The 22175-nt window shown below is 71.2% G+C and carries 24 protein-coding genes and 1 tRNA gene; 14 read left to right on the top strand and 11 right to left on the bottom strand.

Annotation, left to right across the window (positions count from 1 at the left end):
- The first annotated feature begins 349 nt into the window (after positions 1-349).
- From K7G60_RS01780 to xerC, 4 genes are read left to right on the top strand one after another with little or no spacing between them, the layout of a single operon-like run.
- The gene (locus K7G60_RS01780; protein ID WP_225798965.1) at positions 350-517 is read left to right on the top strand and encodes a hypothetical protein; all 168 of its coding nucleotides are present in this window, start codon (positions 350-352) and stop codon (positions 515-517) included.
- On the top strand, positions 514-1935 hold the full coding sequence (gene repSA / locus K7G60_RS01775) for a replication initiator protein RepSA (protein ID WP_374115562.1): 1422 nt from the start codon (positions 514-516) through the stop codon (positions 1933-1935). The genes K7G60_RS01780 and repSA overlap by 4 nt, the downstream gene beginning before the upstream one ends.
- A gap of 1 nt (position 1936) precedes the next feature.
- Entirely contained in the window at positions 1937-2116 is a 180-nt protein-coding gene (locus K7G60_RS01770; RefSeq protein ID WP_225798964.1) for a helix-turn-helix domain-containing protein, read from the top strand.
- Positions 2116-3285, top strand: coding sequence for a tyrosine recombinase XerC (gene xerC, locus K7G60_RS01765; RefSeq protein WP_225798963.1), 1170 nt, complete (start codon positions 2116-2118; stop codon positions 3283-3285). The genes K7G60_RS01770 and xerC overlap by 1 nt, the downstream gene beginning before the upstream one ends.
- Positions 3286-3382: 97 nt before the next feature.
- On the opposite strand, the gene K7G60_RS01760 is transcribed toward xerC, so the two are convergent.
- The 3 genes from K7G60_RS01760 to K7G60_RS01750 form a co-directional block, all read right to left on the bottom strand.
- Positions 3383-3456, bottom strand: a tRNA-Pro gene (locus K7G60_RS01760).
- A gap of 38 nt (positions 3457-3494) precedes the next feature.
- A complete protein-coding gene (locus K7G60_RS01755) occupies positions 3495-4229 on the bottom strand; it encodes a Pr6Pr family membrane protein (RefSeq protein WP_225798962.1) in 735 nt (244 codons plus the stop codon).
- 17 nt (positions 4230-4246) lie between these two features.
- Positions 4247-5185 carry a metallophosphoesterase gene (locus K7G60_RS01750; protein ID WP_225798961.1) on the bottom strand — a complete coding sequence of 313 codons (939 nt, stop codon included), beginning with the start codon at positions 5183-5185 and terminating at the stop codon, positions 4247-4249.
- A 74-nt stretch (positions 5186-5259) separates the two neighbouring features.
- Here K7G60_RS01750 and K7G60_RS01745 point away from each other — a divergent pair, with 74 nt between their 5' ends.
- Positions 5260-5724 carry a GatB/YqeY domain-containing protein gene (locus tag K7G60_RS01745; protein WP_225798960.1) on the top strand — a complete coding sequence of 155 codons (465 nt, stop codon included), beginning with the start codon at positions 5260-5262 and terminating at the stop codon, positions 5722-5724.
- A 66-nt stretch (positions 5725-5790) separates the two neighbouring features.
- Here the strand turns inward: K7G60_RS01745 and K7G60_RS01740 are convergent, their stop codons facing one another.
- Complete coding sequence (locus K7G60_RS01740; protein WP_225798959.1) at positions 5791-8022, bottom strand: transglycosylase domain-containing protein; 2232 nt, start codon at positions 8020-8022, stop codon at positions 5791-5793.
- Between the two features lie 417 nt (positions 8023-8439).
- On the opposite strand from K7G60_RS01740, the gene K7G60_RS01735 reads away from it, so the two are divergent.
- Entirely contained in the window at positions 8440-8784 is a 345-nt protein-coding gene (locus K7G60_RS01735; protein ID WP_015034550.1) for a WhiB family transcriptional regulator, read from the top strand.
- 66 nt (positions 8785-8850) lie between these two features.
- Here the strand turns inward: K7G60_RS01735 and K7G60_RS01730 are convergent, their stop codons facing one another.
- Together K7G60_RS01730 and K7G60_RS01725 are read right to left on the bottom strand one after the other, a co-directional pair.
- Positions 8851-10260 (bottom strand): ArsA family ATPase, encoded by a 1410-nt coding sequence (locus tag K7G60_RS01730; protein ID WP_374115564.1) that lies wholly within the window; start codon positions 10258-10260, stop codon positions 8851-8853.
- Between the two features lie 80 nt (positions 10261-10340).
- Positions 10341-11303, bottom strand: a complete 963-nt coding sequence (locus K7G60_RS01725; RefSeq protein WP_225798958.1) for an ArsA-related P-loop ATPase — start codon at positions 11301-11303, stop codon at positions 10341-10343.
- A 123-nt stretch (positions 11304-11426) separates the two neighbouring features.
- On the opposite strand from K7G60_RS01725, the gene K7G60_RS01720 reads away from it, so the two are divergent.
- The 5 genes from K7G60_RS01720 to K7G60_RS01700 all read left to right on the top strand — a co-directional run bounded on the left by K7G60_RS01720 (position 11427) and on the right by K7G60_RS01700 (position 14888).
- Positions 11427-11585 (top strand): DUF4177 domain-containing protein, encoded by a 159-nt coding sequence (locus K7G60_RS01720; protein WP_015034547.1) that lies wholly within the window; start codon positions 11427-11429, stop codon positions 11583-11585.
- Complete coding sequence (locus K7G60_RS01715) at positions 11582-12052, top strand: RidA family protein (protein WP_225798957.1); 471 nt, start codon at positions 11582-11584, stop codon at positions 12050-12052. The genes K7G60_RS01720 and K7G60_RS01715 overlap by 4 nt, the downstream gene beginning before the upstream one ends.
- A gap of 131 nt (positions 12053-12183) precedes the next feature.
- Positions 12184-13071: an NUDIX hydrolase gene (locus K7G60_RS01710; RefSeq protein ID WP_225798956.1), complete on the top strand. Its 888-nt coding sequence runs from the start codon at positions 12184-12186 to the stop codon at positions 13069-13071.
- The gene (locus tag K7G60_RS01705; protein ID WP_225798955.1) at positions 13068-13898 is read left to right on the top strand and encodes an MBL fold metallo-hydrolase; all 831 of its coding nucleotides are present in this window, start codon (positions 13068-13070) and stop codon (positions 13896-13898) included. The genes K7G60_RS01710 and K7G60_RS01705 overlap by 4 nt, the downstream gene beginning before the upstream one ends.
- Positions 13899-14003: 105 nt before the next feature.
- Positions 14004-14888 (top strand): prohibitin family protein, encoded by an 885-nt coding sequence (locus K7G60_RS01700; RefSeq protein WP_225798954.1) that lies wholly within the window; start codon positions 14004-14006, stop codon positions 14886-14888.
- A gap of 79 nt (positions 14889-14967) precedes the next feature.
- On the opposite strand, the gene K7G60_RS01695 is transcribed toward K7G60_RS01700, so the two are convergent.
- Entirely contained in the window at positions 14968-15642 is a 675-nt protein-coding gene (locus tag K7G60_RS01695) for a Crp/Fnr family transcriptional regulator (protein ID WP_015034542.1), read from the bottom strand.
- Between the two features lie 305 nt (positions 15643-15947).
- On the opposite strand from K7G60_RS01695, the gene nth reads away from it, so the two are divergent.
- From nth to K7G60_RS01680, 3 genes are all read left to right on the top strand, one after another.
- Positions 15948-16784, top strand: a complete 837-nt coding sequence (nth, locus tag K7G60_RS01690) for an endonuclease III (protein ID WP_308079911.1) — start codon at positions 15948-15950, stop codon at positions 16782-16784.
- Between the two features lie 108 nt (positions 16785-16892).
- On the top strand, positions 16893-17597 hold the full coding sequence (locus K7G60_RS01685; protein WP_123453139.1) for a CoA pyrophosphatase: 705 nt from the start codon (positions 16893-16895) through the stop codon (positions 17595-17597).
- A gap of 79 nt (positions 17598-17676) precedes the next feature.
- Positions 17677-18876, top strand: coding sequence for a MarP family serine protease (locus tag K7G60_RS01680; RefSeq protein WP_225798953.1), 1200 nt, complete (start codon positions 17677-17679; stop codon positions 18874-18876).
- 69 nt (positions 18877-18945) lie between these two features.
- On the opposite strand, the gene K7G60_RS01675 is transcribed toward K7G60_RS01680, so the two are convergent.
- From K7G60_RS01675 to nhaA, 4 genes are all read right to left on the bottom strand, one after another.
- A complete protein-coding gene (locus K7G60_RS01675; RefSeq protein ID WP_093875378.1) occupies positions 18946-19137 on the bottom strand; it encodes a hypothetical protein in 192 nt (63 codons plus the stop codon).
- 119 nt (positions 19138-19256) lie between these two features.
- Positions 19257-20192 carry an alpha/beta fold hydrolase gene (locus K7G60_RS01670; protein WP_225798952.1) on the bottom strand — a complete coding sequence of 312 codons (936 nt, stop codon included), beginning with the start codon at positions 20190-20192 and terminating at the stop codon, positions 19257-19259.
- Positions 20189-20674 (bottom strand): phage holin family protein, encoded by a 486-nt coding sequence (locus K7G60_RS01665; protein WP_225798951.1) that lies wholly within the window; start codon positions 20672-20674, stop codon positions 20189-20191. The genes K7G60_RS01670 and K7G60_RS01665 overlap by 4 nt, the downstream gene beginning before the upstream one ends.
- Positions 20675-20712: 38 nt before the next feature.
- Complete coding sequence (gene nhaA / locus K7G60_RS01660; RefSeq protein ID WP_225798950.1) at positions 20713-22101, bottom strand: Na+/H+ antiporter NhaA; 1389 nt, start codon at positions 22099-22101, stop codon at positions 20713-20715.
- Between the last annotated feature and the right edge of the window lie 74 nt (positions 22102-22175).

The following is a 22175-nucleotide window of genomic DNA, read 5'->3' as shown; positions in this document are numbered from 1 at the left end:
ATCAGGACAGCCATGTCAGCCAGGCTGTTGACATGGCTAGCCACCTTCCCTACGTTAAAGATGTGACCAACCGGGCTAGCCATGTTGGTCACGTGATGTGACTCCGGAGGGCGACGCACTACCGCCAAGCAGACCGCCGCCCTCCTTCGCTCCCACGAAGGGAAGTTCCATCATGCCTGGTTCTGTTGAGGTCTACCGTCGGTCGGTGTCGGGTCGGGCCTGCCCGGCGTGCTTGGAGGGGCGGTGCTCCGACCCCGCTGGGTGCCTGTACTTCCTGACCTCGCGTCCGTGGGCCGACTGCTCCGTCTGTGAGGGGTCCGGCTGGGCGGGCGAGGACGCTGATCCGGCGATGGTTTTCTGCGAGTACTGCGGGGGTTCCGGCCTCAACGAGTACGCCACTCGCTCCGTCGGCCTGATCGAGGTCAGCGAGGGTGCCAAGCAGCGGCACGCGAGCCACGTCGCTCGCCTCACCGCCTGCGTGTCCCAGTGCACGGCACCCGTGGTGGTGGCCGCGTGACGGTCTTCCCCGTCGCCCCGGAGGCCGTGGCCGGTGTCGCGGCCTCCCTGGGCACCGACCCCCTCGCCCTGGCCGACCTCCTGCGGGTCGCGAACACCCCGGGCTTCGACCGCTGGCGGGAGCAGATCCGGCGTACGGGCGGCTGCGCGGACCCGATCCACCTGACCGGCAGCACGGTCACCCGCGACCGGCGGACCGGGGATGTCCTGTACTCCTACTCGACGGCCGAGGAGCCGGGGGGTCGGTTACGGGTCGCCTGCGGCAACCGCCGGGCTTCGCGCTGCCCGTCCTGCGCCTGGACGTACGCGGGGGACACCTACCACCTGATCCGTGCCGGGATCACCGGCGACGAGCGCAAGAACGTCCCCGCCACCGTGCGGGACCACCCGAGGGTCTTCGTCACCCTCACCGCCCCGTCCTTCGGCCCGGTCCACAACCGGCCCACCTCCGGCCGCTGCCGCTGCGGCACCGCCCACCCCGAGCACGATCCCGCCCTGGGCACGGCCCTGGACCCGGCCCGGTACGACTACGCGGGCGCGGTGCTGTGGAACAACCACGCCGGGCACCTGTGGCAGCGCTTCACGATCTACCTGCGCCGCCAGATCGCCGCCCGCGCCGGGATCACCCAGGCCACGCTGAGGGAGTCGTGCCGGGTCTCCTTCGGCAAGGTCGCCGAGTTCCAAAAGCGCGGCGCGATCCACTTCCACGCCGTGGTCCGCCTCGACGGCCCCGACGGCCCGGACACCGCCCCGCCCGCCTGGGCCTCGGTCGCCCTGCTGGACGACGCCATCCGCGCCGCTGCCGCCCGGGTCGCCGTCACCGTCCCCGCCGCCGGCACCCAGCCCGAACGGACGCTGACGTGGGGCACGCAGGTCGACGTCCAGCCGATCGGCGCGCTCGGCCAGGAGGAGCTGACCGAACAGGCCGTGGCCTCCTACGTCGCCAAGTACGCCACCAAGGCCGCCGAGACCACCGGCACCGTCGACCGCCGCATCGGAGAGACGGCGGAGCTGGCCAGGCTCGACGTCCCCGACCACACCCGGCGCCTGATCGAAGCCTGCTGGACCCTCGATGCGGACTATCCCGGCCGGATGCTGGCCCGCTGGTCCCACATGCTCGGCTTCCGCGGCCACTTCTCCACCAAATCCCGCGCCTACTCCACCACCCTTACCGCCCTGCGCCAGACCCGCGCCGACTACCGCGCCGCCCAGGAACGACGGGAGCGGGGCCTGCCGGAGCCGGACGACGACCCGGAGGGCTCCACCCTCGTGATCGCCCACTGGACCTACGCCGGACACGGCCACACACCCGGCGAGTCCTGGCTCGCCGCCAGCATCGCCCGCGACATCCGAACCAACCGAGACACCGCACGGGAGGCCCTCAGCGACCTTCCCGACCACGACGACATGGGGGACTGAGATGGCTGACGAACTGCTGACCGTTCCGGAGGTCATGACCCGGCTCAAGGTCGGACGCACCAAGGTGTACGACCTGATCCGCACCCGGCGCCTGGTCTCCATCAAGGTCGACGGCTGCCGTCGCATCCCCTCCTCCGCCCTGGGCGCCTTCATCGCGGGGCAGATGGAGCGTGCGGCCTGATGACCAAGCGTCGTAGCCGGGGTGACGGCGGCCTGCACTGGGACGAGAACCGCCAACGGTGGATCGCCACGGCGAACTTGGGCTTCGACCCGAGCGGCAAGCGGATCGTCAAGCGGGGGAGCGGCAAGACCAAGACGGAGGCCAAGAACAAGCTCAAGGAGGTGCTGCGGGACCACGAGGACGGCCTCGCGATCGCTCCCACCAACTACACCGTCAAGGATGCGGTGACGGACTGGCTCACGTACGGCCTGGTGGGCATGGATCCGAGCACGGCCGAGACCTGCTCGACCCTGGCCCGGACGCACGTCATCCCGTCCCTCGGTGCTCGCAAGCTCCGTGACCTCAGCGCAGAGGACGTAGACCGCTGGCTGGCCGCCAAGGCGAAGACGCTCAGCACCCGCACTCTTCAGGCGATCCACTCCTGCCTGAACCGCTCGGTCAAGCGCGCCATGGCCCGGGACAAAGTGAAGCGCAACGTCGTCGAGCTGTGCTCGGTGCCGCAGGGGCAGGCCGGGCGCCCCTCCAAGGCGCTCACCTTCGCCCAGGCCGAAGCCGTGCTCAAGGGCGCTGAGGGGACCTCGATGCACACGTACATCGTCGTCGCCCTCCTGACCGGCGCCCGCACCGAGGAGCTGCGGGCGCTCACCTGGGACCACGTCTTCCTGAAGGGCATCCCAGACGCCGACCCGCCGCAGCCTCCGCACATCGCGGTGTGGCGCTCGGTTCGGCGTGGCGGAGACACCAAGACCCGGAAGTCCCGGCGGACGCTCGCCCTGCCGGCGCGCTGCGTCGACGCTCTCTGGCAGCAATTTGAAGATCAGGGATGGGACCGGCTCGCCGCCGACGAGAAGTGGGAGGAGCACGGTCTCGTCTTCTCCTCGGCCGTGGGCAAGCCGCTCGACGCGGCCAACGTCCGCCGTGCCTTCCGCCAGGCGCTCAAGGGCATCGATGGGATCAATCCCGACGAGTGGACGCCTCGGGAGCTCCGGCACAGCTTCGTGTCCCTGCTCTCCGACCGTGGTGTCCCGCTGGAAGTGATCTCCCGCCTCGTCGGCCATTCGGGGACGGCCGTGACCGAGGAGGTCTACCGGAAGCAGATCCGGCCCGTGATCCAGACCGGTGCCGTGGTCATGGACGGGATCTTCGGTGCCGACCCGCAGCGCACCTAGACACGCGAGGAGCCGTAGTCACGCAGATAGACACGCAGACAAAAGCAGGTGGGGCAGTCCTCGAATTCGAGTACTGCCCCACCTGCTGTTTCGGCTGTCGGGGTGGCGGGATTTGAACCCACGACCTCTTCGTCCCGAACGAAGCGCGCTGCCAAGCTGCGCTACACCCCGATGTCGCTGCTCTGTTCTTCACGTCGCGGCGACATCGATTACTTTAGCCCACGCGCGCGCTCAGACGAAATCCGGTATTCGGCGGGCCCCGGCGCAGGTCGGATGCGGTCCAGGCCGACGATCACGAGACCGAGGGCGTAGAAGGCCGCGCCGAGGACGACGGCGTTGACGAGGACGCCCCCGTAGCCGTGGACGGCGACGTCGAGGAACGGGTACGTGTAGCGGGTGGGCGCGTCGGGGGAGAGCAGGGCGCCGCGGACCAGGGCGAAGGCGAAGTAGAGGCCCGGGAGGGCCGTCCACTGGGCGGCGTGGCGCCACCGGAGGCCGCCGGGCGCCGTGAGCAGCAGGAAGTCCAGGGCCGTGCCGATCGGGGTCACGGTGTGGAGGAGCTGGTTGGCGACGGCCCTGCCGCCGCTGAGGCGGGCGATCTCGGCGGCCTGGTTGAACTCGCTCGCCTCGTTGTCGAGGACCAGGTGGAAGACGAGGCCGACCACGGAGATGCAGAGCAGGGTCCCGCCGGTCCACAGCGCGGGCAGCGGCGGACGGCGGGTCCAGGCCCGGGCGGCGCCCAGGCCGAGGACGACGGCGACCAGGATGTTGGACCAGACGGTGAAGAAGCTCAGGACGACGAGCACGTTCCCGTACGCGCACTCGATGACCAGGCCCGTGACGGCGGACAGGGCGATCAGGCCCCGGAAGGCCGCCGCCCAGGGGCGGCGGCCGGGGGACATGTCGCAGGGGGCCGGCACGGCCGTGGTGCGGGGCGTGAGCATGCCCCCACCGTAAGTGTTCAGGCGCGCGCCGTCAGGGTGAGCAGGGTGACCTCGGGCGGGCAGGCGAAGCGGACGGGGGTGAACCGGTTGGTGCCGCAGCCGGCCGAGACGTGGAGGTACGAGGTGCGGTGGCCCACCGTGTGCGTGGAGAGGCCCTTCACCCGGTCCGTGTCCAGGTCGCAGTTGGTGACGAGCGCCCCGTAGAAGGGGATGCACAGCTGGCCGCCGTGGGTGTGTCCGGCGAGGATCAGCTCGTATCCGTCGGTCGTGAAGGCGTCGAGCGAGCGCAGGTACGGGGCGTGCACGACGCCCATCGTGAAGTCGGCCGCCGCGTCGGGGCCGCCGGCCACCTTGTCGTACCGGTCGCGCTTGATGTGCGGGTCGTCCAGGCCGGTGAAGGCGAGCTCGGCCTGCGGCAGCTTGAGCCGGCCGCGGGTGTTGGTGAGGTTGACCCAGCCGGCCGCGTCGAAGGCGTCCCGGAGGTCCTCCCACGGGTTGTGGACGGCGCCGACCACCGGCGGGTTGCCGTTGAGGCCGTGGCGGCCCTGCACCTTCTCGAGGAGGTAGCGGGCGGGGTTGCGCAGTCGGGGCCCGTAGTAGTCGTTGGAGCCGAAGACGTACACGCCGGGGAACTCCATCAGCGGCCCGAGCGCGTCGAGGACCTCCGGCACGGCCTCCGTGTCGGAGAGGTTGTCGCCGGTGTTGACGACGAAGTCCGGGCGGAGCCCCGCCAGGGACTGCAGCCAGGCGCGCTTCTTGCGCTGGCCGCTCACCATGTGGATGTCGGAGACCTGGAGGACCCGCAGGTCGCGCATGCCGCGCGGGAGGACCGGGACCGTCACCCGGCGGAGCCGGAAGGAGCGGGCCTCGATGCCGGCCGCGTAGGCGACTCCGGCCGCCGCCGTCGCCGTGAGGCCTGCCGTGATCTTCAGAGGAATGCCGTACCGTGCGCGCATCCCCCCATCGTCGCAGACCCGCTGGGGCGAAATGCGCGGGCGGCGCGGGGGGTGCACCTGCGACACTTGGCCCCATGACCACGCTCAAGGCGAAGCTCCAGGACGACCTCAACGCCGCGATCCGGGAGCGCGACGAACTGCGCTCCTCGACCCTGCGGCTGACCATCACCGCGATCACGAAGGAGGAGGTCGCGGGCACGACGAAGCGCGAACTCTCCGACGACGAGGTGCAGAAGGTGATCGCGAAGGAGGCGAAGAAGCGCCGCGAGGCCGCGGACGCCTTCGCCAAGGGCGGTCGCCACGAGTCCGCCGAGCGGGAGAAGGCCGAGGGCCTCATCCTCGACGCGTACCTGCCGAAGCAGCTCAGCGACGAGGAGCTCGACTCCGTCGTCGCCGCGGCCGTGGAGGAGGCGAAGGCGGCGGGCGCCGAGGGGCCGCGTGCCATGGGCGCCGTCATGAAGATCGTGAACCCGAAGGTGGCCGGCCAGGCCGAGGGCGGCCGTGTCGCCGCCGCCGTGAAGAAGCTGCTCGCGGGCTGATCCGCGGAGCGGGTACGAGGAAGGGCGCCCCACTCGAGTGGGGCGCCCTTCCTCGTGCTCACCGCGTCAGCGGCCTCCGCCGCGGGGCTTGTCGCGTCCGTCCCCGCCGCCGAGCAGGTCCGTCGGGAACGTGAACCCGGGGCTCGGCTCGGTGTCGCCGGGCTTGTCGCTGGGCTTCCGGGGCTTGTTCGGGCCCTCGCCGCCCTCTTCCTTGTCCTTGGGCTTCTCGGCCCGCGGCACGGAGACGGGGACGAAGTTCGGCGTCTCGCCGGCCTCCAGGGCGCCCGTCATCGCGATCTTCCAGATCGGGCCGGGGAGGCAGCCGCCGCAGACCTTGTCGTAGTACTCGCCGCCGATGGTGATGTCGTACATCGACTCCTTCTCGCCGACATCGTCACCGACCCAGACGGCGGTGGACAGGTTCGGGGTGTAGCCGACGAACCAGGCGTCCTTGCGGTCGTTGGTCGTACCGGTCTTGCCCGCGTTGTCGCGGTCGCTGAGACCGGCCTTCGTACCGGTGCCGTCCTCGACGACGCCCTTCAGCATCTGGTTGATGGTGTCGGCGGTCCGGTCGCTCATGGCCCGCGTGCACTTGGTCTGCGGCACGTTCAGCTTGTCGCCGTTCGCCGCCTTGATCGACTCGATGGCGATCGGGGTGCAGTAGATGCCGCGGTTGGCGAAGGTCGCGTAGACGGACGCCATGTCGAGCGGGGTGCTCTCGACGCTGCCGAGGGTGACGGACGGGCTCTGCTTGATGGGCTTGCCCAGCTCGCGCTCGTAGCCGACGTTCTTCGCCATCGTCAGCGTCTCGCACAGGCCGGCCATCTGCTCCAGCTTGGCGAAGTACGTGTTGATGGACTTTCCGAGGGCGCTGGTCATGTCGTAGAGGCCCTTCTCCGACTTGACCTCGTTGTTCACCTCCCAGTTCGCGTAGCCCGCCGGCTTGCCGTCACAGCGGGTGTACTCGCTCTCGCTGATGTTGATCTGCGCCGGGGTGTTGAAGCTCTGCGCCGGGCTCAGGCCCTTCTCCAGCGCCGCCGCGGCCGTGATCGGCTTGAAGGTCGAGCCGACCTGGAAGCCGTACGTCGTGCCGCCCATCTTGCTGCCGACGGCGAGGTTCAGCGTCGTCTGGTGCTGCTTCTGGTCCAGGCCGTACGGGCGGGACTGGCCCATCGACAGGATGCGGCCGGTCTTGGGCTGGACCTGCACCACCGAGGCCGCGACCGGGTCGTCCTTGTCGACCTTCGCGACGGCGGCTTCGTTGGCGGCGGCCTGCGCGCGCGGGTCGAGCGTGGTCCTGACGGTGAGACCGCCCAGGTTCCACAGCTTCTGCCGCTCCTCGGCGGTCTTGCCGAAGACCGGGTCGTTGAGGATCGTCTTGCGGACGTAGTCGCAGAAGAAGCCGGCGCCGTCGACGGCGGTGATGCAGCCGTTCCTCGGGGTCTTGACCTTCAGCTTGATCGGCTCGGCCTTGGCGGCGTCCGCCTCGGCCTGGCTGATGTCCTTCACGTCGGCCATCCGCTGGAGGACCGTGTTGCGGCGCTTGGTGGCTTCCTGGATGTCGTTGATCGGGTCGTAGCGGCTCGGCGACTGGACGAGGCCGGCCATCATCGCCGCCTCGCCCAGGTTCAGGTCGGCGGCGTGCTTGGAGAAGTACCGCTGGGAGGCGGCCTCGATGCCGTAGGCCTGCTGCCCGAAGAACGTGATGTTGAGGTAGTTCTCCAGGATCTTCTTCTTGCCCAGCTCCTCCTCGACCTGGATCGCGAACTTCAGCTCGCGGACCTTGCGGCCGATGGTCTGCTGGGTGGCCTGTGCGACCTTCTCGGGGTCGTCACCGGCCTCCTCGACGAAGACGTTCTTCACGTACTGCTGGGTCAGCGTGGACGCGCCCTGCGCGACCCCGCCCGACTGCGCGTTCCGGTTGATGGCGCGCAGCACGCCCTTGAGGTCGATCGCCCCGTGCTCGTAGAAGCGTCCGTCCTCGATCGCGACGATCGCCTTCTGCATGTACGGGGAGATCTTGTCCAGCGGCACGACCTTCCGGTCCCGCGAGTACACCGTGGCGATCAGACCGCCCTCGGCGTCCAGGATCGTGGTGCGCTGACTCAGCGGTGGGGTCTTCAGGTTGGAGGGGATCTCGTCGAACCCCTCCACCGTGCCCTTCGCGGCCAGCCCGAGTGCGCCGGCCGCGGGCAGGGCGATGCCCGCCAGCACGGCTCCGGCGAGCACACTGACACCGAGGAACTTGGCGGCCTGCTGGGTCCCGGTCAGACCACCGCCCGAGCGCTTCTTTGGCATGGGGGCAGCCTACGTTCTCATTCGCCGGACACACGTATATGCCTTGGCCTAAGCTGCTCCCAACTGTCACAGCAGTGCGGTCTCGCATCAAGACCCGGGTGTGACATCGGCATGAATTCCCGTGACCCCGAAGCGCGGGAAGCCTCGTGTCCGATTCCGGCTCATGCGTCACGCGGTGTCCGAAGTGGCACCGCCAAAGACGGGCATGTCTGCACCGTATGTCCGCTATCACACGCATGTCCTTCGATCACTCCCCTGGGTGATCTGACGCGCACGCATAGTCCGTTCGGGCCATTCAAGATTGGGCCCGAAGGGGGTGTTGCGCTGTGCCCACCTTCCGTAACGTCCCAACTGGCAGCGGTGAATATGCCGCTGCCGCCGTGGGGGAGCCTCGATTCGGGAGAGGACGGCGCCGGTATGGGCTGGGTAGCTGACTGGAGTGCGCAGGCGGCCTGCCGCACTACCGATCCGGATGAACTTTTCGTGCAGGGAGCGGCACAGAACAGGGCAAAGGCGGTGTGCACCGGATGCCCGGTGCGGACCGAGTGCCTCGCCGACGCCCTCGACAACCGCGTGGAGTTCGGCGTGTGGGGCGGGATGACGGAGCGCGAGCGCCGTGCCCTGCTGCGCCGGAGGCCGACCGTCACCTCGTGGCGCCGGCTCCTGGAGACCGCGCGGACGGAGTACGAGCGGGGAGCGGGCCTGCTGCCCGTGGCGATAGAGGACGACGCGACGTACGAGGCGTACGCCGCGGTCGGCTGATCCCGCCCCGTACGACACGCGGCTACGAGTACGGAACGGACACGGGTACTCGTACGCGAGACGGGCTCAGGCCGAGGGCATCCGCCCCGCCGTGAGCCGGTCACCGATGGCCCGCAGCCCGGCGAGGTCGTGCACATCGCCGGGCAGGGCGGCCACTTCGGCCACCGCCACCTCGGGGTGGAGCGCGGTGAAGCGGTCGCGTGTGCGCTGCTCACGCGCGAGCACCCGCATGCGCTCGGCGTGCAAGCGCAGAAGTCCCGCGGTGAGATGACGTACGTCCACGTCTGTTTCCTGTGCCGGTTCGGCTGTGGGGGCAGCCTCGGGTACGGGATGTGCGGCGGCGGTGGCGAGATCGTTCGACTCGGGCTCGGTATCGGGCTCGGGCGTGGTGGCCGGGGAGCCACGCAGTCCAGCCTTCCCGCCCCCCTGATCCACAATGCGCCCCTCGTCAAGATTTTCCGCGGCGGCCCGCGCCCGCTCGGCCGACAGCCGGGCGGCGCCGCTGCCGTGGACGCGGTTGAGGACGAGACCGGCCAGCGGCATCTCCTCGGCGGCCAGCCGCTCCACGAAGTACGCGGCCTCGCGCAGCGCGTCCCGCTCCGGCGTGGCGACCACGAGGAAGGCCGTGCCCGGTGCCTGGAGCAGCTTGTACGTGGCGTCCGCGCGGGTCCGGAAACCGCCGAACATCGTGTCCATCGCCGCCACGAACGTCTGGACGTCCTTGAGGAACTGACCCCCCAGCAGCTTTCCCAGGGTCCCCGTCATCATCGACATGCCGACGTTGAGGAACTTCATCCCGGCGCGGCCGCCGACCTTCGCCGGGGCCATGAGCAGCTTGATGAACTTCCCGTCGAGGAAGGACCCGAGCCGCTTCGGCGCGTCGAGGAAGTCCAGCGCGGACCGGGACGGCGGGGTGTCGACGACGATCAGGTCCCACTCGTCGCGGGCCCGGAGCTGGCCCAGCTTCTCCATCGCCATGTACTCCTGCGTACCGGCGAATCCGGCCGACAGGGACTGGTAGAAGGGGTTCTCCAGGATCGCCCGCGCCCGCTCGGGCTCCGCGTGGGACTCGACGATCTCGTCGAAGGTCCGCTTCATGTCGAGCATCATGGCGTGCAGTTCGCCACCGTCGGACCCCTTGATCCCGTCGACCTTGCGGGGCGTGTTGTCCAGGGAGTCGATGCCCATGGACTGGGCGAGCCGGCGCGCCGGGTCGATGGTGAGGACCACGACCCGCCGGCCGCGTTCCGCCGCGCGCACGCCGAGGGCCGCCGCCGTGGTCGTCTTGCCGACCCCGCCCGCACCGCAGCACACGATGATCCGGGTGCCCCGGTCGTCGAGGAGCGGATCGAGCTCGAGAAGGGGCGCTTGATCGAGCCCGTCGGCACCGTCGGCCCCCCGCGCGGCCTCGGACCTGCCCGTGGCGTCCGGCCCGCTCGCGCCGTCGGGCCCGCTCGCGCCGTCGGGCCCGCCCACGGTGCCCGGTCCGCTCGCGCCGTCGGGCCCGGCCGTGGCGGGGTCCGCTTCGGGGGCCGTCGTGTCGTCCGCCTTCTCCGTCACGCACCCACCCCTTGCTTCCGCAGTTCCTTCGCCAGCCGGTAGAGCCCGGCGATGTCCGCCCCGTCCCCGAGGAAGGGCAGTTCGTACGAGGGGACGCCGACGCCGTCCAGGACGGCGCGCTGCGTCCGCTCCAGCTCCACCCGCCGCGCGTGCTCGGCCGCCTGGTCGAGGAGCGGCTCGACCAGCCGCGTGCCGCCCGTGACGCCGACGGACGCCAGGGTCCGGGCGATCCCGTCCCGGTGGTCGCCGGAGGCGGCCCGCACGGCCGCCTCGTCGAGGACGTGCGGACGGACCATGTTCACCACGACCCGCCCCACCGGCAGGTCGACGGCCCTCAGCTCCGCGATGCCGTCCGCGGTCTCCTGGACCGGCATCTCCTCCAGGAGCGTCACCAGGTGCACCGCCGTCTCGGGGGACTTCAGGACCCGCATGACGGCCTGCGCCTGGTTGTGTATCGGGCCGATCCTGGCCAGGCCCGCGACCTCGTCGTTCACGTTGAGGAAGCGGGTGATGCGGCCGGTGGGCGGCGCGTCCATGACCACGTGGTCGTAGGTGGGACGGCCGTCCTTCTCGCGCCGCCGGACCGCCTCGCACGCCTTGCCGGTCAGGAGCACGTCCCGGACGCCCGGCGCTATCGTCGTCGCGAAGTCGATCGCGCCGAGCTTCTTCAGTGCCCGTCCCGCGCCGCCCAGTTTGTAGAACATCTGGAGGTAGTCGAGGAGCGCGCGCTCGGCGTCGATCGCCAGCGCGTACACCTCGCCGCCGCCGGGGGCGACGGCGATCTTGCGCTCCTCGTACGGAAGGGCTTCCGTCTCGAAGAGCTGTGCGATGCCCTGTCTGCCTTCGACCTCGACGAGGAGGGTCCGCTTCCCCTCCGTCGCGAGGGCGAGGGCGAGGGCGGCGGCGACCGTCGTCTTACCGGTACCGCCCTTGCCGCTGACGACCTGGAGCCTGCTCACGCTGTCGAGCCTAACCACTGGCGGCCGCGCGCAATCAGCAGGCCGCCCCGGAGAAGCCACCTAGGGGGAGCTTCGGGGGCCACCTCGCCGGGCGGCCCCGCGGCAGCGGATACAGTCGGCCCCATGACCAAGTGGGAGTACGTCACGGTGCCGCTTCTGGTGCACGCGACCAAGCAGATTCTGGACACCTGGGGCGAGGACGGCTGGGAGCTCGTCCAGGTCGTTCCCGGGCCGAACAACCCCGAGCAGCTCGTGGCCTACCTGAAGCGGGCCAAGTCGTGAGCGGGGCCGTCGAGGCGCGGATCGCCGAGCTCGGCCTGACCCTGCCCGAGGTCGTGCCGCCGCTCGCCGCCTACCAGCCGGCCGTGCAGTCCGGCGTGTACGTCTACACCTCGGGCCAGCTCCCGATGGTGGCGGGCAAGCTTCCGGTGACCGGCAAGGTCGGCGCCGAGGTCACGCCGGAGGAGGCCAAGGAGCTCGCCGCCACCTGCGCGCTCAACGCGCTCGCGGCCGTGAAGTCGGTCGCCGGTGACCTCGACCGCATCAAGCGCGTCGTGAAGGTCGTCGGCTTCGTGGCCTCCGCCGCCGACTTCACCGGTCAGCCCGCCGTCATCAACGGCGCCAGCGAGCTCCTCGGCGAGATCCTCGGCGAGAAGGGCGTGCACGCGCGCAGCGCCGTCGGCGTGGCCGTGCTGCCGCTCGACGCGCCGGTCGAGGTCGAGGTCCAGGTCGAGCTCGCCGAGGCCTGACCGAGGTCCGGGTCGGGCTCGTCGGGGCCTGACCGCCGGCCCTCACCTCGTCGTACGGCATGGAGCCGGTTTTCCACAGCCCTGGGAAACCGGCTCTCGTGCATTCCGATGCTTGCGCATAGCATCCGGCCATGTCGAATGGTCAGTCGAAGCGGTCGAACGGTCAGTGGTACCCGGCGGAATGGCCCGACCGCATCCGCGCCCTCGCCGCCGGTGAGCTCACCCCCGTGACGCCCCGGCGTGCCGCCACGGTCCTGCTCCTGCGGGACGGCGCCGCCGGGCCCGACGTCCACATGCTGCGCCGCCGCACCTCGATGGCCTTCGCGGGCGGTGCGTACGCCTACCCCGGCGGCGGCGTCGACCCGCGCGACGAGCAGCCGGTGCGCTGGGCGGGCCCGTCCCTGGAGACGTGGGCGGCCCGGCTCGGCCTCGACGACCCGGCACAGGCCCAGGCCGTGGTCTGCGCCGCCGTGCGCGAGACGTTCGAGGAGGCGGGCGTGCTGCTCGCCGGGGAGACCGTGGACGGCGTCGTGGGCGACACGACCGGCGAGGAGTGGGAGCGGGACCGGGAGGCGCTCGTCGCCCGGGAGCTGTCCTTCGCCGACTTCCTGGACCGGCGCGGGCTCGTCCTGCGCTCGGACCTGCTGGGCGCGTGGGCCCGCTGGATCACCCCGGAGTTCGAGCAGCGCCGGTACGACACCTGGTTCTTCGTGGCGGCGCTCCCGGCCGGGCAGCGCACCCGGGACGTCTCGGGGGAGGCGGACCGCACGGTCTGGATCCGCCCGGCGGACGCCGCGGCCGGCTACGACCGGGGCGAGCTGACGATGATGCCGCCGACGATCTCCACCCTGCGCACCCTGGAGCCGTACGGGACGGCCGCCGAGGCGCTGGCGGCGGCGGGGGCGCAGGACATGGCCCCCGTCCTCGCGCAGGCGCGCCTGGAGGGCGACGAGCTGGTCCTGAGCTGGCCGGGGCACGAGGAGTTCACCAAGATCATCCCCGCTGGAGGCGAGCGATGAGCGACGCCGCCGCCCTGCCCGGACAGCCGCGCGGGCTCGTGGCCTCCGGGCCCGCGACCGCCCGCGCCGTGAACGTCCTGGCGCCGAACCCGTCCGCGATGACCCTCGACGGCACCAACACCTGGCTGCTCTCCGAGCCGGGCTCGGAGCTGGCCGTCGTGGTCGACCCGGGGCCGCTCGACGAGGACCATCTGCGCCAGGTGATCGACACGGCCGAGAAGCTCGGCAAGCGGGTCGCGCTGACCCTGCTGACCCACGGCCACCCGGACCACGCGGAGGGCGCCGGCCGTTTCGCGGAGCTGACCGGGACGGCCGTGCGGGCCCTCGACCCCGCGCTGCGGCTGGGCGACGAGGGGCTCGGCGCGGGGGACGTGGTGACGGTCGGCGGCCTGGAGCTGCGGGTCGTCCCGACGCCCGGGCACACCTCGGACTCGCTCTCCTTCCACCTGCCGGCCGACCGGGCGGTGCTGACGGGCGACACGATCCTGGGGCGCGGGACGACGATGGTCGCGCACCCGGACGGGCGGCTCGGGGACTACCTGGACTCGCTGCGGCGGTTGCGCTCGCTGACCGTCGACGACGGGGTGCACACGGTCCTGCCGGGGCACGGGCCGGTCCTGGAGGACGCGCAGGGGGCCGTGGAGTTCTACCTGGCGCACCGGGCGAGCCGGCTCGCCCAGGTCGAGACGGCGGTCGAGGCGGGGCACCGGACGGCGGCGGAGGTCGTCGCCCACGTGTACGCGGACGTGGACCGCTCGCTGTGGCCGGCGGCCGAGCTGTCCGTGCGGGCACAGCTGGAGTACCTGAGGGAGCGCGGTCTGGCCTGATCCGACCGGCCTCGCGGTCCGTGACACGGGACCCGGAACCTTTCGGCTTCCCCGCGTGTCTTACGCTCCGCTTACATCCGGCCGTAGCTCTCGGGGGGAACGCCCGTGTTCGTCATCGCCATCCTGTTGGTCATAGCCGCAGTGGTGCTCTTCTTCGTCGGCCGCGCCAACGACTCCGCGGGGCTGAAGTTCGGCGCCCTCGGCGCGGTCCTGGCCGGCCTCTTCTCGCTGATCGTGAGCATGACGTACGTGATCAGCGCGTACGAGGTGGGCGTGCCGGTCGCCTTCGGCAAGGTGGGCTCGCCGATGACCTCGGGCATGCACATGAAGTCGCCGTTCACGGACGTCACGACCTTCTCCACCCGCCCGGTCGACCTCAACCTCTCCGACAAGGACGTGGTCGAGGTCCGCTCCTCGCAGGGCGGCGTCATGTACGCCGAGGTGACGGTGAAGTGGTCCGTCGACCAGGCCAAGGCCGTGGAGCTCTACAAGCTCGCGGGCAGCGAGGAGGCCATCCAGCAGCGGCTCGTCTACCCCGACAGCCGGGAGATCGTCCGCAACGTCTTCGCCCACTACACCAGCGAGCAGGGGTACGCCACCGACCGCGAGAAGATCAACGCCGAGATCGGCGCCCTGATCAAGGAGCGCCTGGCCCCGCGGGGCATCGACGTGACCACGGTCAACCTGCGCAACGTGAAGCCCTCGGACGCCCTCCAGGGCCAGATCGACCGCAAGATCCAGCAGCAGCAGGCCACCGAGCGGGCCACCGAGGCCGCCCGTACGGCCAAGGCCGAGGCCGACCGGCGCCGCATCGAGGCGGAGGGCATCGCCCGCGCCAACAAGATCCTCAACGACTCGCTGACGGACAAGGTCCTGATGAACCAGTGCATCGACGCGTACAAGGAGGCCGCGGCGAAGAACCCGGTCTACGCGGTGCCCTGCGGGAACGGCGGCTCCGCCCCGGTGATCGTGGACGGCTCGAAGCGCTGACCTCCGCACCCACGCGAAAGGCCGCCCCGGTCGTCGGACCGGGGCGGCCTTTCCGTGCGTGAGACGCGTGCGGAGGTGCTTACCGCGAGCGCTTCGCGAGGCGCTCCACGTCGAGCAGGATCACGGCGCGGGCCTCCAGGCGCAGCCAGCCGCGCTGGGCGAAGTCGGCGAGCGCCTTGTTGACCGTCTCGCGGGAGGCGCCGACCAGCTGGGCCAGCTCCTCCTGGGTGAGGTCGTGGACGACGTGGATGCCCTCCTCCGACTGCACGCCGAAGCGGCGCGACAGGTCGAGGAGCGCGCGGGCGACACGGCCCGGGACGTCGGAGAAGACCAGGTCGGACATCTGGTCGTTGGTCTTGCGCAGTCGGCGGGCGACGGCGCGCAGCAGCGCGGTGGCCACCTCGGGCCGGGCGTTCAGCCAGGGCTGGAGGTCGCCGTGGCCCAGGCCGAGCAGCTTGACCTCGGTCAGCGCGGTCGCCGTGGCGGTGCGCGGGCCCGGGTCGAAGAGGGACAGCTCGCCGATGAGCTCGCCGGGGCCGAGGACGGCCAGCATGTTCTCGCGGCCGTCGGGGGAGGTGCGGTGCAGCTTCACCTTGCCCTCGGTCACCACGTAGAGGCGGTCACCGGGGTCGCCCTCGTGGAAGAGTGCGTCGCCACGGGCGAGCGTCGCCTCACTCATCGAGGCGCGCAGCTCGGCAGCCTGCTCGTCATCGAGCGCCGCGAAGAGCGGGGCGCGCCGCAGAACGTCGTCCACGAGTTCTCTCCTACTGTCGACCTGCTCAAAGGACCTGGGTCCCATGATGCCGGACGCACAAAACAGTGCGATCAATCACAACAAGTTTGACGTACCGAGCCGCCCATCCGTACGTCAGGGGCCCGATTGGGCTCCGATCGGCCGCGCCCGGGGCGGATGTCGGCGGCGGCGCCTAGGCTGGCCGGGTGTCCAACTCGCCGGTGAGAGCGCAGGCCAAGGGGGCTGAAAGAGTGTCGGCCGAAGGTAATTCCGCTGTGGGCGAACGCGGCGTGTCGAAACGGGCGAAAGGCGCAAAAAGGAAGCCTGTGACGGTTCCCGAGACCCCCGCCCACGCCAAGGCCGCCGGCCCCGTGAAGCCCGTCGGGTCCGCCAAGCCCGAGTCGCGGCTCGCGATGGTCCGCCGGGCGCGCCGGATCAACCGCGAACTGGCCGAGGTCTACCCGTACGCCCATCCGGAGCTCGACTTCCGCAACCCCTTCGAGCTCCTCGTCGCCACGGTGCTCTCGGCCCAGACCAACGACCTGCGGGTCAACCAGACCACCCCCGCCCTCTTCGCGAAGTACCCCACGCCCGAGGACCTCGCGGCGGCCGTGCCCGAGGAGGTCGAAGAGCTGATCCGGCCGACCGGCTTCTTCCGCGCCAAGACCAAGTCGATCATGGGCCTCGCCGCCGCCCTCAGGGACGACTTCGGCGGCGAGGTCCCCGGCCGGCTGGAGGACCTCGTCAAGCTCCCCGGCGTCGGCCGCAAGACCGCCTTCGTCGTCCTCGGCAACGCCTTCGGGGTCCCCGGCATCACCGTCGACACCCACTTCATGCGCCTCGCCCGGCGCTGGCGGTGGACCGAGTCCGACGACCCGGTGAAGATCGAGACCGAGGTCGCCACGATCTTCCCCAAGAGCGAGTGGACGATGCTCTCGCACCGGGTGATCTTCCACGGCCGCCGGATCTGCCACGCCCGCAAGCCCGCCTGCGGCGCCTGCCCGATCACCCACCTCTGCCCCTCGTACGGAGAGGGCGAGACCGACCCCGAGAAGGCGAGGAAGCTGCTCAAGTACGAGATGGGCGGCTTCCCCGGCCAGCGGCTGAACCCGCCGCCCGACTACCCCGGCACCCCGGCGCCCCCGCTCGGCGGCGGTGCCTGAACCCGCCCCGGGAGCCCCGGGCGCGTCTCCCCCGCCCGGAAGGCCGGGACGGGGGAGCACCGGGAACGAACCCGTCCACCGATCGCGTTGTGAACCACGGGGGTGCCTATGACGCGCACTGACGAAGAGATCCACGGACCCGGCACCGCCGGGCTGCTCAGCCGGGACGGGCTGCCCGACTGGCTCGAACCGGTCGACCGGGCCGCCCGCACGGTCAGGCCCGAGCAGCTGAGCCGCTTCCTGCCGCCCGAGAGCGGCGCCGGCCGCCAGTCCGCCGTCCTCGTCCTCTTCGGCGAGGGCGAGCGCGGACCCGAGCTGCTGCTCATGGAGCGCTCCGGCAGCCTCCGCTCGCACGCCGGGCAGCCCTCCTTCCCCGGCGGCGCCCTCGACCCCGAGGACGGCGACCCGGCGGACGGCGGACTGCTGCGCGCCGCCCTGCGCGAGGCCCAGGAGGAGACCGGCCTCGACCCGGCGGGCGTCCAGCTCTTCGGAGTCCTGCCCCGGCTCTACATCCCGGTCAGCGGCTTCGTCGTCACCCCCGTCCTCGGCTGGTGGCGCGACCCCAGCCCGGTCGGCGTCGTCGACCCCGGAGAGACCGCCCGCGTCTTCACCGTCCCCGTGGCGGATCTCACGGACCCCGCGAACCGCGCGACCACCGTGCACCCGAGCGGCCACAAGGGCCCCGGGTTCCTCGTCGCATCCGCTCTGGTCTGGGGTTTTACAGCCGGAGTCATCGACCGGCTGCTGCACTACGCCGGCTGGGAGCGCCCCTGGGACCGGTCCAGGCAGGTCCCGCTCGACTGGCGCTCATGACAGGCTGACCTCCGGGCGGACCGGCCTTCGGGCCGGCCGACCCCGGGCGACCGGAAACGAATCTGCGAGGCTATTGACGGTGAACGTGCTGGACATCTTGTTGCTGCTCGCCGCCGTGTGGTTCGCGATCATCGGTTACCGCCAGGGATTCGTCGTCGGCATCCTCTCGGTCATCGGCTTCCTCGGCGGCGGTCTCGTCGCCGTCCTGCTGCTCCCGGTCCTCTGGGACCAGCTGACCGACCACAGCGAGGTCTCGACGACGGCCACCGTCGTCTTCGTGATGGTGGTCATCGTCTGCGCCTCCGTCGGCCAGGCCTTCACCACCCACCTCGGCAACAAGCTGCGCCGCCACATCGTCTGGTCCCCGGCCCGCGCCCTGGACGCCACCGGCGGCGCCCTGGTCAACGTCGTCGCGATGCTGCTCGTGGCCTGGCTGATCGGCTCCGCCCTCGCCCGCACCTCCTTGCCCACCCTGGGCAAGGAGGTGCGGAACTCCAAGGTGCTGCTCGGCGTGGAGCAGGTGATGCCGGATCAGGCCTCGGGCTGGTTCGACGACTTCAGCTCCACCCTGGCCCGCAGCGGCTTCCCCCAGGTCTTCAGCCCCTTCGCGAACGAGCCGATCACCCCGGTCACCCCGCCCGACCCGGCGCTCGCCGACAGCCCCGTCGCCGCCCGCGCGCAGCGCTCCATCGTGAAGGTCGTCGGCACCGCGCAGAGCTGCGGCAAGGTCCTGGAGGGCACCGGCTTCGTCTTCGCCGACCGCCGCGTCATGACCAACGCCCACGTCGTCGGCGGCGTCGACGAACCGACCGTCCAGATAGGCGGCGAGGGCAGGCTCTACGACGCCAAGGTCGTGCTCTACGACTGGCGGCGCGACATCGCCGTCCTGGACGTGCCCGGCCTCAGGGCCACGCCGCTGGCCTTCACCGACGAGGACGCCCGCAGCGGCGACGACGCGATCGTCGCCGGCTTCCCGGAGAACGGCTCGTACGACGTGCGGTCGGCCCGTGTACGGGGCCGCATCAGTGCCAAGGGCCCCGACATCTACCACCGCGACGAGGTGCGCAGGGACGTGTACTCGCTGTACGCGACGGTCCGCCAGGGCAACTCCGGCGGCCCGCTCCTCACCGAGGACGGCAAGGTGTACGGCGTGATCTTCGCCCGCTCCCTCGACGACGCGAACACCGGATACGCCCTGACGTTCGACGAGATCCGCGAGGACATCGAGCGCGGCCGTACCGCCGACCAGCAGGTCGACACCCAGGCCTGCGCCCTCTGAGGGCGGGCGCACCCCTGAGGCGGGCGCACCCCTGAGGCGGGCTCGCCTCTGAGGCGGGCCCGCAGGGGCTTACGGGGTGTTTCTGGGGTGCCGCAGCCGGGCCGAGACCCAGCGGGCCCGGCGGCGCAGGATGCGCGAGATCCCCACCCCTGGTACCGCGTAGCCCGCGTCCGCCGGGCCACCCCTCTCGCGGGAGCCCGGCCCCGTGGCCGAGCGGCGGTCGCGTGCTGTCGTGTCACCGTAGTCGTGCGTCCAGCCCATACTTCGACCTCTGCCCGGGGGCCAAGGTCGGTAACCGCTCCCGGGCCCGCCAATTGGAGTATGCGCGGGGCACATGGCCGTTCGACGGATGCCTGTGCGCCGGACGGGGTGACGGGTGCTCAGCGGTCGGGCTCGGGGTCCTTCAGCCAGTTGACGAGCTCCGTGGTGAAGGCCACCGGGTCCTCCTCGTGCGGGAAGTGCCCGAGGCCGTCGAAGAGCCGCCAGCGGTACGGCGCCTCCACGTACTCGCCGGACCCCGCCGCGCTGCGGGTCCGCATCACCGGGTCCAGGGAGCCGTGCAGATGGAGCGTCGGCACCCGGACCGGACGCTTCATGCGCCGGTTGAACTGGATGCCGTCCGGCCGGGCCAGCGACCGCACCATCCACCGGTACGGCTCGATCGAGCAGTGCGCCGTCGACGGGACGCACATCGCCCGCCGGTACGCCTCGACGGCCTCCTCGTCGACCGGCTTCGGACCCGACCAGTCCCGGATCAGCTCGCCCACGAGCGCGCCGTCGTCCGCGACGAGCTGACGCTCCGGCAGCCACGGCCGCTGGAAGCCCCAGATGTGCGAACCGGCCCGCGACTGGGCGAAGTCGGAGAGCATCGCCGAGCGCCAGCGGCGCGGGTGCGGCATCGAGGAGACCGCGAGCCGGCGCACCAGCTTCGGCCGCATGACGGCGGCCGTCCAGGCGAGGTAGCCGCCCAGGTCGTGCCCGACGAGCGCCGCGTCCGGCTCGCCCAGGGAGCGGACGACGCCGGTGATGTCGAGGGCCAGGTTGGCGGGGTCGTAGCCCCGTGGTGTGCGGTCGCTGCCGCCCACCCCGCGCAGGTCCATCGCGACCGCCCGGAACCCGGCCTCGGCGAGGGCGGGCAGCTGATGGCGCCAGGTCCACCAGAACTGCGGGAAGCCGTGCAGGAGCAGCACCAGCGGGCCGTCGCCCATCTCGGCGATGTGGAAACGGGCGCCGTTGGCGGCCACGTCGCGGTGCGTCCACGGCCCGTCGAGCCGTACGGGCCCGCCGTTGCCGCCGCTGCTCTCGGGAAGGGTCATACGGACGAGCGTGCCACAACGGAGGCCTTGTCCAGCGCCGGGCGCGACTCCGGACGGGGGTGCGGCTTCACGTTCTGCATGATCGCCGCCGTCTGCTTGGCGGAGGCGATGGACTTCTCCGGCGGCTTGACCTTCTTGAACTTGGCGACCGCGATCACCGCGAGGAGGCCCGCGAGCAGCACGTTGAAGGCGAAGGACAGCAGGAAGCACCAGACGAGGTTCCAGCCCCCGTGGCCGTTGTGCCCTCCGGTCCAGGTGTTGATGGCGTACGCGAGCGCGAAGCTCAGCATCGGCAGCGAGAAGAGCAGCACCACGGCGGCCGCGATGCCCGCCGCGCTGCCGATCGCGCCACGCTTGACGTCCTGTCGGATCTCGGCCTTGGCCAGGGCGATCTCGTCGTGCACCAGCGCGGACATCTCGGCGGTCGCCGAGGCGACCAGCTGACCGAGGCTGCGCTCGGTGCCGTCGAACGGGTCGCTCATCGCTGCTCCCTCTCCTTCTGTCTACGGTCCGACTCAGATCATGCCGGACGGTCGGCGCCGTCGCGCGATGCCCCCGCCAGTTGGGCGCGCTGCCGGTGTTCCGCCGCCTTCCGTTCGTAGATCTCGGCCATCCTCAGGTGGTACTCCGGGTTGTCCTGTTCGTAGATGTCGGGGATGCCGTCCTCGTCGTCGTCGCGCTCCTCGTCGGCGCAGAGCGCCTGGTACTTCCGGACCCGCAGTTTCAGCAGGACGGAGGCGAGGACGGCCGCGAGGAGCGAGCCGATCAGGACGGCGGCCTTCACCTCGTCGGTGAGGGCGGCGTCCCCGGCGAAGGCGAGTTCGCCGATGAGGAGCGAGACGGTGAAGCCGATCCCGGCGAGGGTGGCGACGGCGAACACGTCCGGCCAGGCCAGGTCCGGGTTGAGCTCCGCCCGGGTGAAGCGGGCGGCGAGCCAGGTGCCGCCGAAGATGCCGATCGCCTTGCCGACGACGAGGCCGAGGACCACGCCGAGGGTGACCGGCTGGGTGAAGACGTCGTGGATCGCGCCGCCGGAGACGCTCACACCGGCGGAGAAGAGAGCGAAGAGGGGCACGGCGAACCCGGCCGAGAACGGCCGGACCAGGTGCTCGATGTGCTCGCCGGGGGAGTGCTCCTCACCCTCCCGGGTGGTGCAGCGGAGCATCAGGCCCATGGCGACGCCGGCGATGGTGGCGTGGACGCCGCTGTTGTACATCAGGCCCCAGACGACCAGGGCCAGCGGCACGTACACGTACCAGCCGCGGACTCCCTTGCGGAGCAGCAGCCAGAAGACGAGGAGCCCGGCGACGGCGCCGCCGAGCGCGGCGAAGTTCAGGTCGCTGGTGAAGAAGATCGCGATGATCAGGATCGCGAACAGGTCGTCGACGACGGCGAGGGTGAGCAGGAAGGCGCGCAGCGCGGACGGCAGCGAGGTGCCGATGACGGCGAGGACGGCGAGCGCGAAGGCGATGTCGGTCGCGGTGGGCACGGCCCAGCCGTCCGGTGAGCCGTCGCCGATGACGTTGACCAGGGTGTAGACGAGGGCGGGCGCCGCCATGCCGCAGAGCGCGGCGACGACGGGGAGCGCCGCGGCCTTGGGGTCGCGCAGCTCGCCCGCGACGAGCTCGCGCTTGAGCTCGATGCCGGCGACGAAGAAGAAGATCGCGAGGAGGCCGTCGGCGGCCCAGTGCTGGATCGACAGGTCGAGGCCGAGGGCGGCGGGGCCTATGTGGAAGTCCCGCACGGACTCGTAGCCGGCGCCGAACGTGTTCGCCCAGACGAGGGCGGCGACGGCGGCGAGGAGCAGCAGGACGCCGCCGACGGTCTCGGTGCGCAGGGCGTCGGCGATGTACCGTCGCTCGGGCAGCGAGAGACGGTCGAGGAACTTGCGGTCGTGGGACACGGGCACGTGGGAGACCTCCGTCGGGCAGGCAGGGCAAAGCACATGCCGACCAGACTTCCCGGCTCACCTGGATCTTTCTG

The organism is Streptomyces sp. NK15101 (assembly GCF_020400725.1).
Lineage (GTDB): Bacteria > Actinomycetota > Actinomycetes > Streptomycetales > Streptomycetaceae > Streptomyces.
The sequence above is the reverse complement of the archived record's forward strand: the minus strand, read 5'-3'. Positions and strand labels throughout refer to the sequence as shown.

What these genes read in the sequence shown, in the direction of transcription:
- K7G60_RS01780 (WP_225798965.1), top strand. Translation starts at nt 350, where the DNA reads ATGGTTTTCTGCGAGTACTGCGGGGGTTCCGGCCTCAACGAGTACGCC.
- K7G60_RS01770 (WP_225798964.1), top strand. Translation starts at nt 1,937, where the DNA reads ATGGCTGACGAACTGCTGACCGTTCCGGAGGTCATGACCCGGCTCAAG.
- xerC (WP_225798963.1), top strand. Translation starts at nt 2,116, where the DNA reads ATGACCAAGCGTCGTAGCCGGGGTGACGGCGGCCTGCACTGGGACGAG.
- K7G60_RS01755 (WP_225798962.1), bottom strand. Translation starts at nt 4,229, where the DNA reads ATGCTCACGCCCCGCACCACGGCCGTGCCGGCCCCCTGCGACATGTCC.
- K7G60_RS01750 (WP_225798961.1), bottom strand. Translation starts at nt 5,185, where the DNA reads ATGCGCGCACGGTACGGCATTCCTCTGAAGATCACGGCAGGCCTCACG.
- K7G60_RS01745 (WP_225798960.1), top strand. Translation starts at nt 5,260, where the DNA reads ATGACCACGCTCAAGGCGAAGCTCCAGGACGACCTCAACGCCGCGATC.
- K7G60_RS01740 (WP_225798959.1), bottom strand. Translation starts at nt 8,022, where the DNA reads ATGCCAAAGAAGCGCTCGGGCGGTGGTCTGACCGGGACCCAGCAGGCC.
- K7G60_RS01735 (WP_015034550.1), top strand. Translation starts at nt 8,440, where the DNA reads ATGGGCTGGGTAGCTGACTGGAGTGCGCAGGCGGCCTGCCGCACTACC.
- K7G60_RS01720 (WP_015034547.1), top strand. Translation starts at nt 11,427, where the DNA reads ATGACCAAGTGGGAGTACGTCACGGTGCCGCTTCTGGTGCACGCGACC.
- K7G60_RS01710 (WP_225798956.1), top strand. Translation starts at nt 12,184, where the DNA reads ATGTCGAATGGTCAGTCGAAGCGGTCGAACGGTCAGTGGTACCCGGCG.
- K7G60_RS01705 (WP_225798955.1), top strand. Translation starts at nt 13,068, where the DNA reads ATGAGCGACGCCGCCGCCCTGCCCGGACAGCCGCGCGGGCTCGTGGCC.
- K7G60_RS01685 (WP_123453139.1), top strand. Translation starts at nt 16,893, where the DNA reads ATGACGCGCACTGACGAAGAGATCCACGGACCCGGCACCGCCGGGCTG.
- K7G60_RS01675 (WP_093875378.1), bottom strand. Translation starts at nt 19,137, where the DNA reads ATGGGCTGGACGCACGACTACGGTGACACGACAGCACGCGACCGCCGC.
- K7G60_RS01670 (WP_225798952.1), bottom strand. Translation starts at nt 20,192, where the DNA reads ATGACCCTTCCCGAGAGCAGCGGCGGCAACGGCGGGCCCGTACGGCTC.
- K7G60_RS01665 (WP_225798951.1), bottom strand. Translation starts at nt 20,674, where the DNA reads ATGAGCGACCCGTTCGACGGCACCGAGCGCAGCCTCGGTCAGCTGGTC.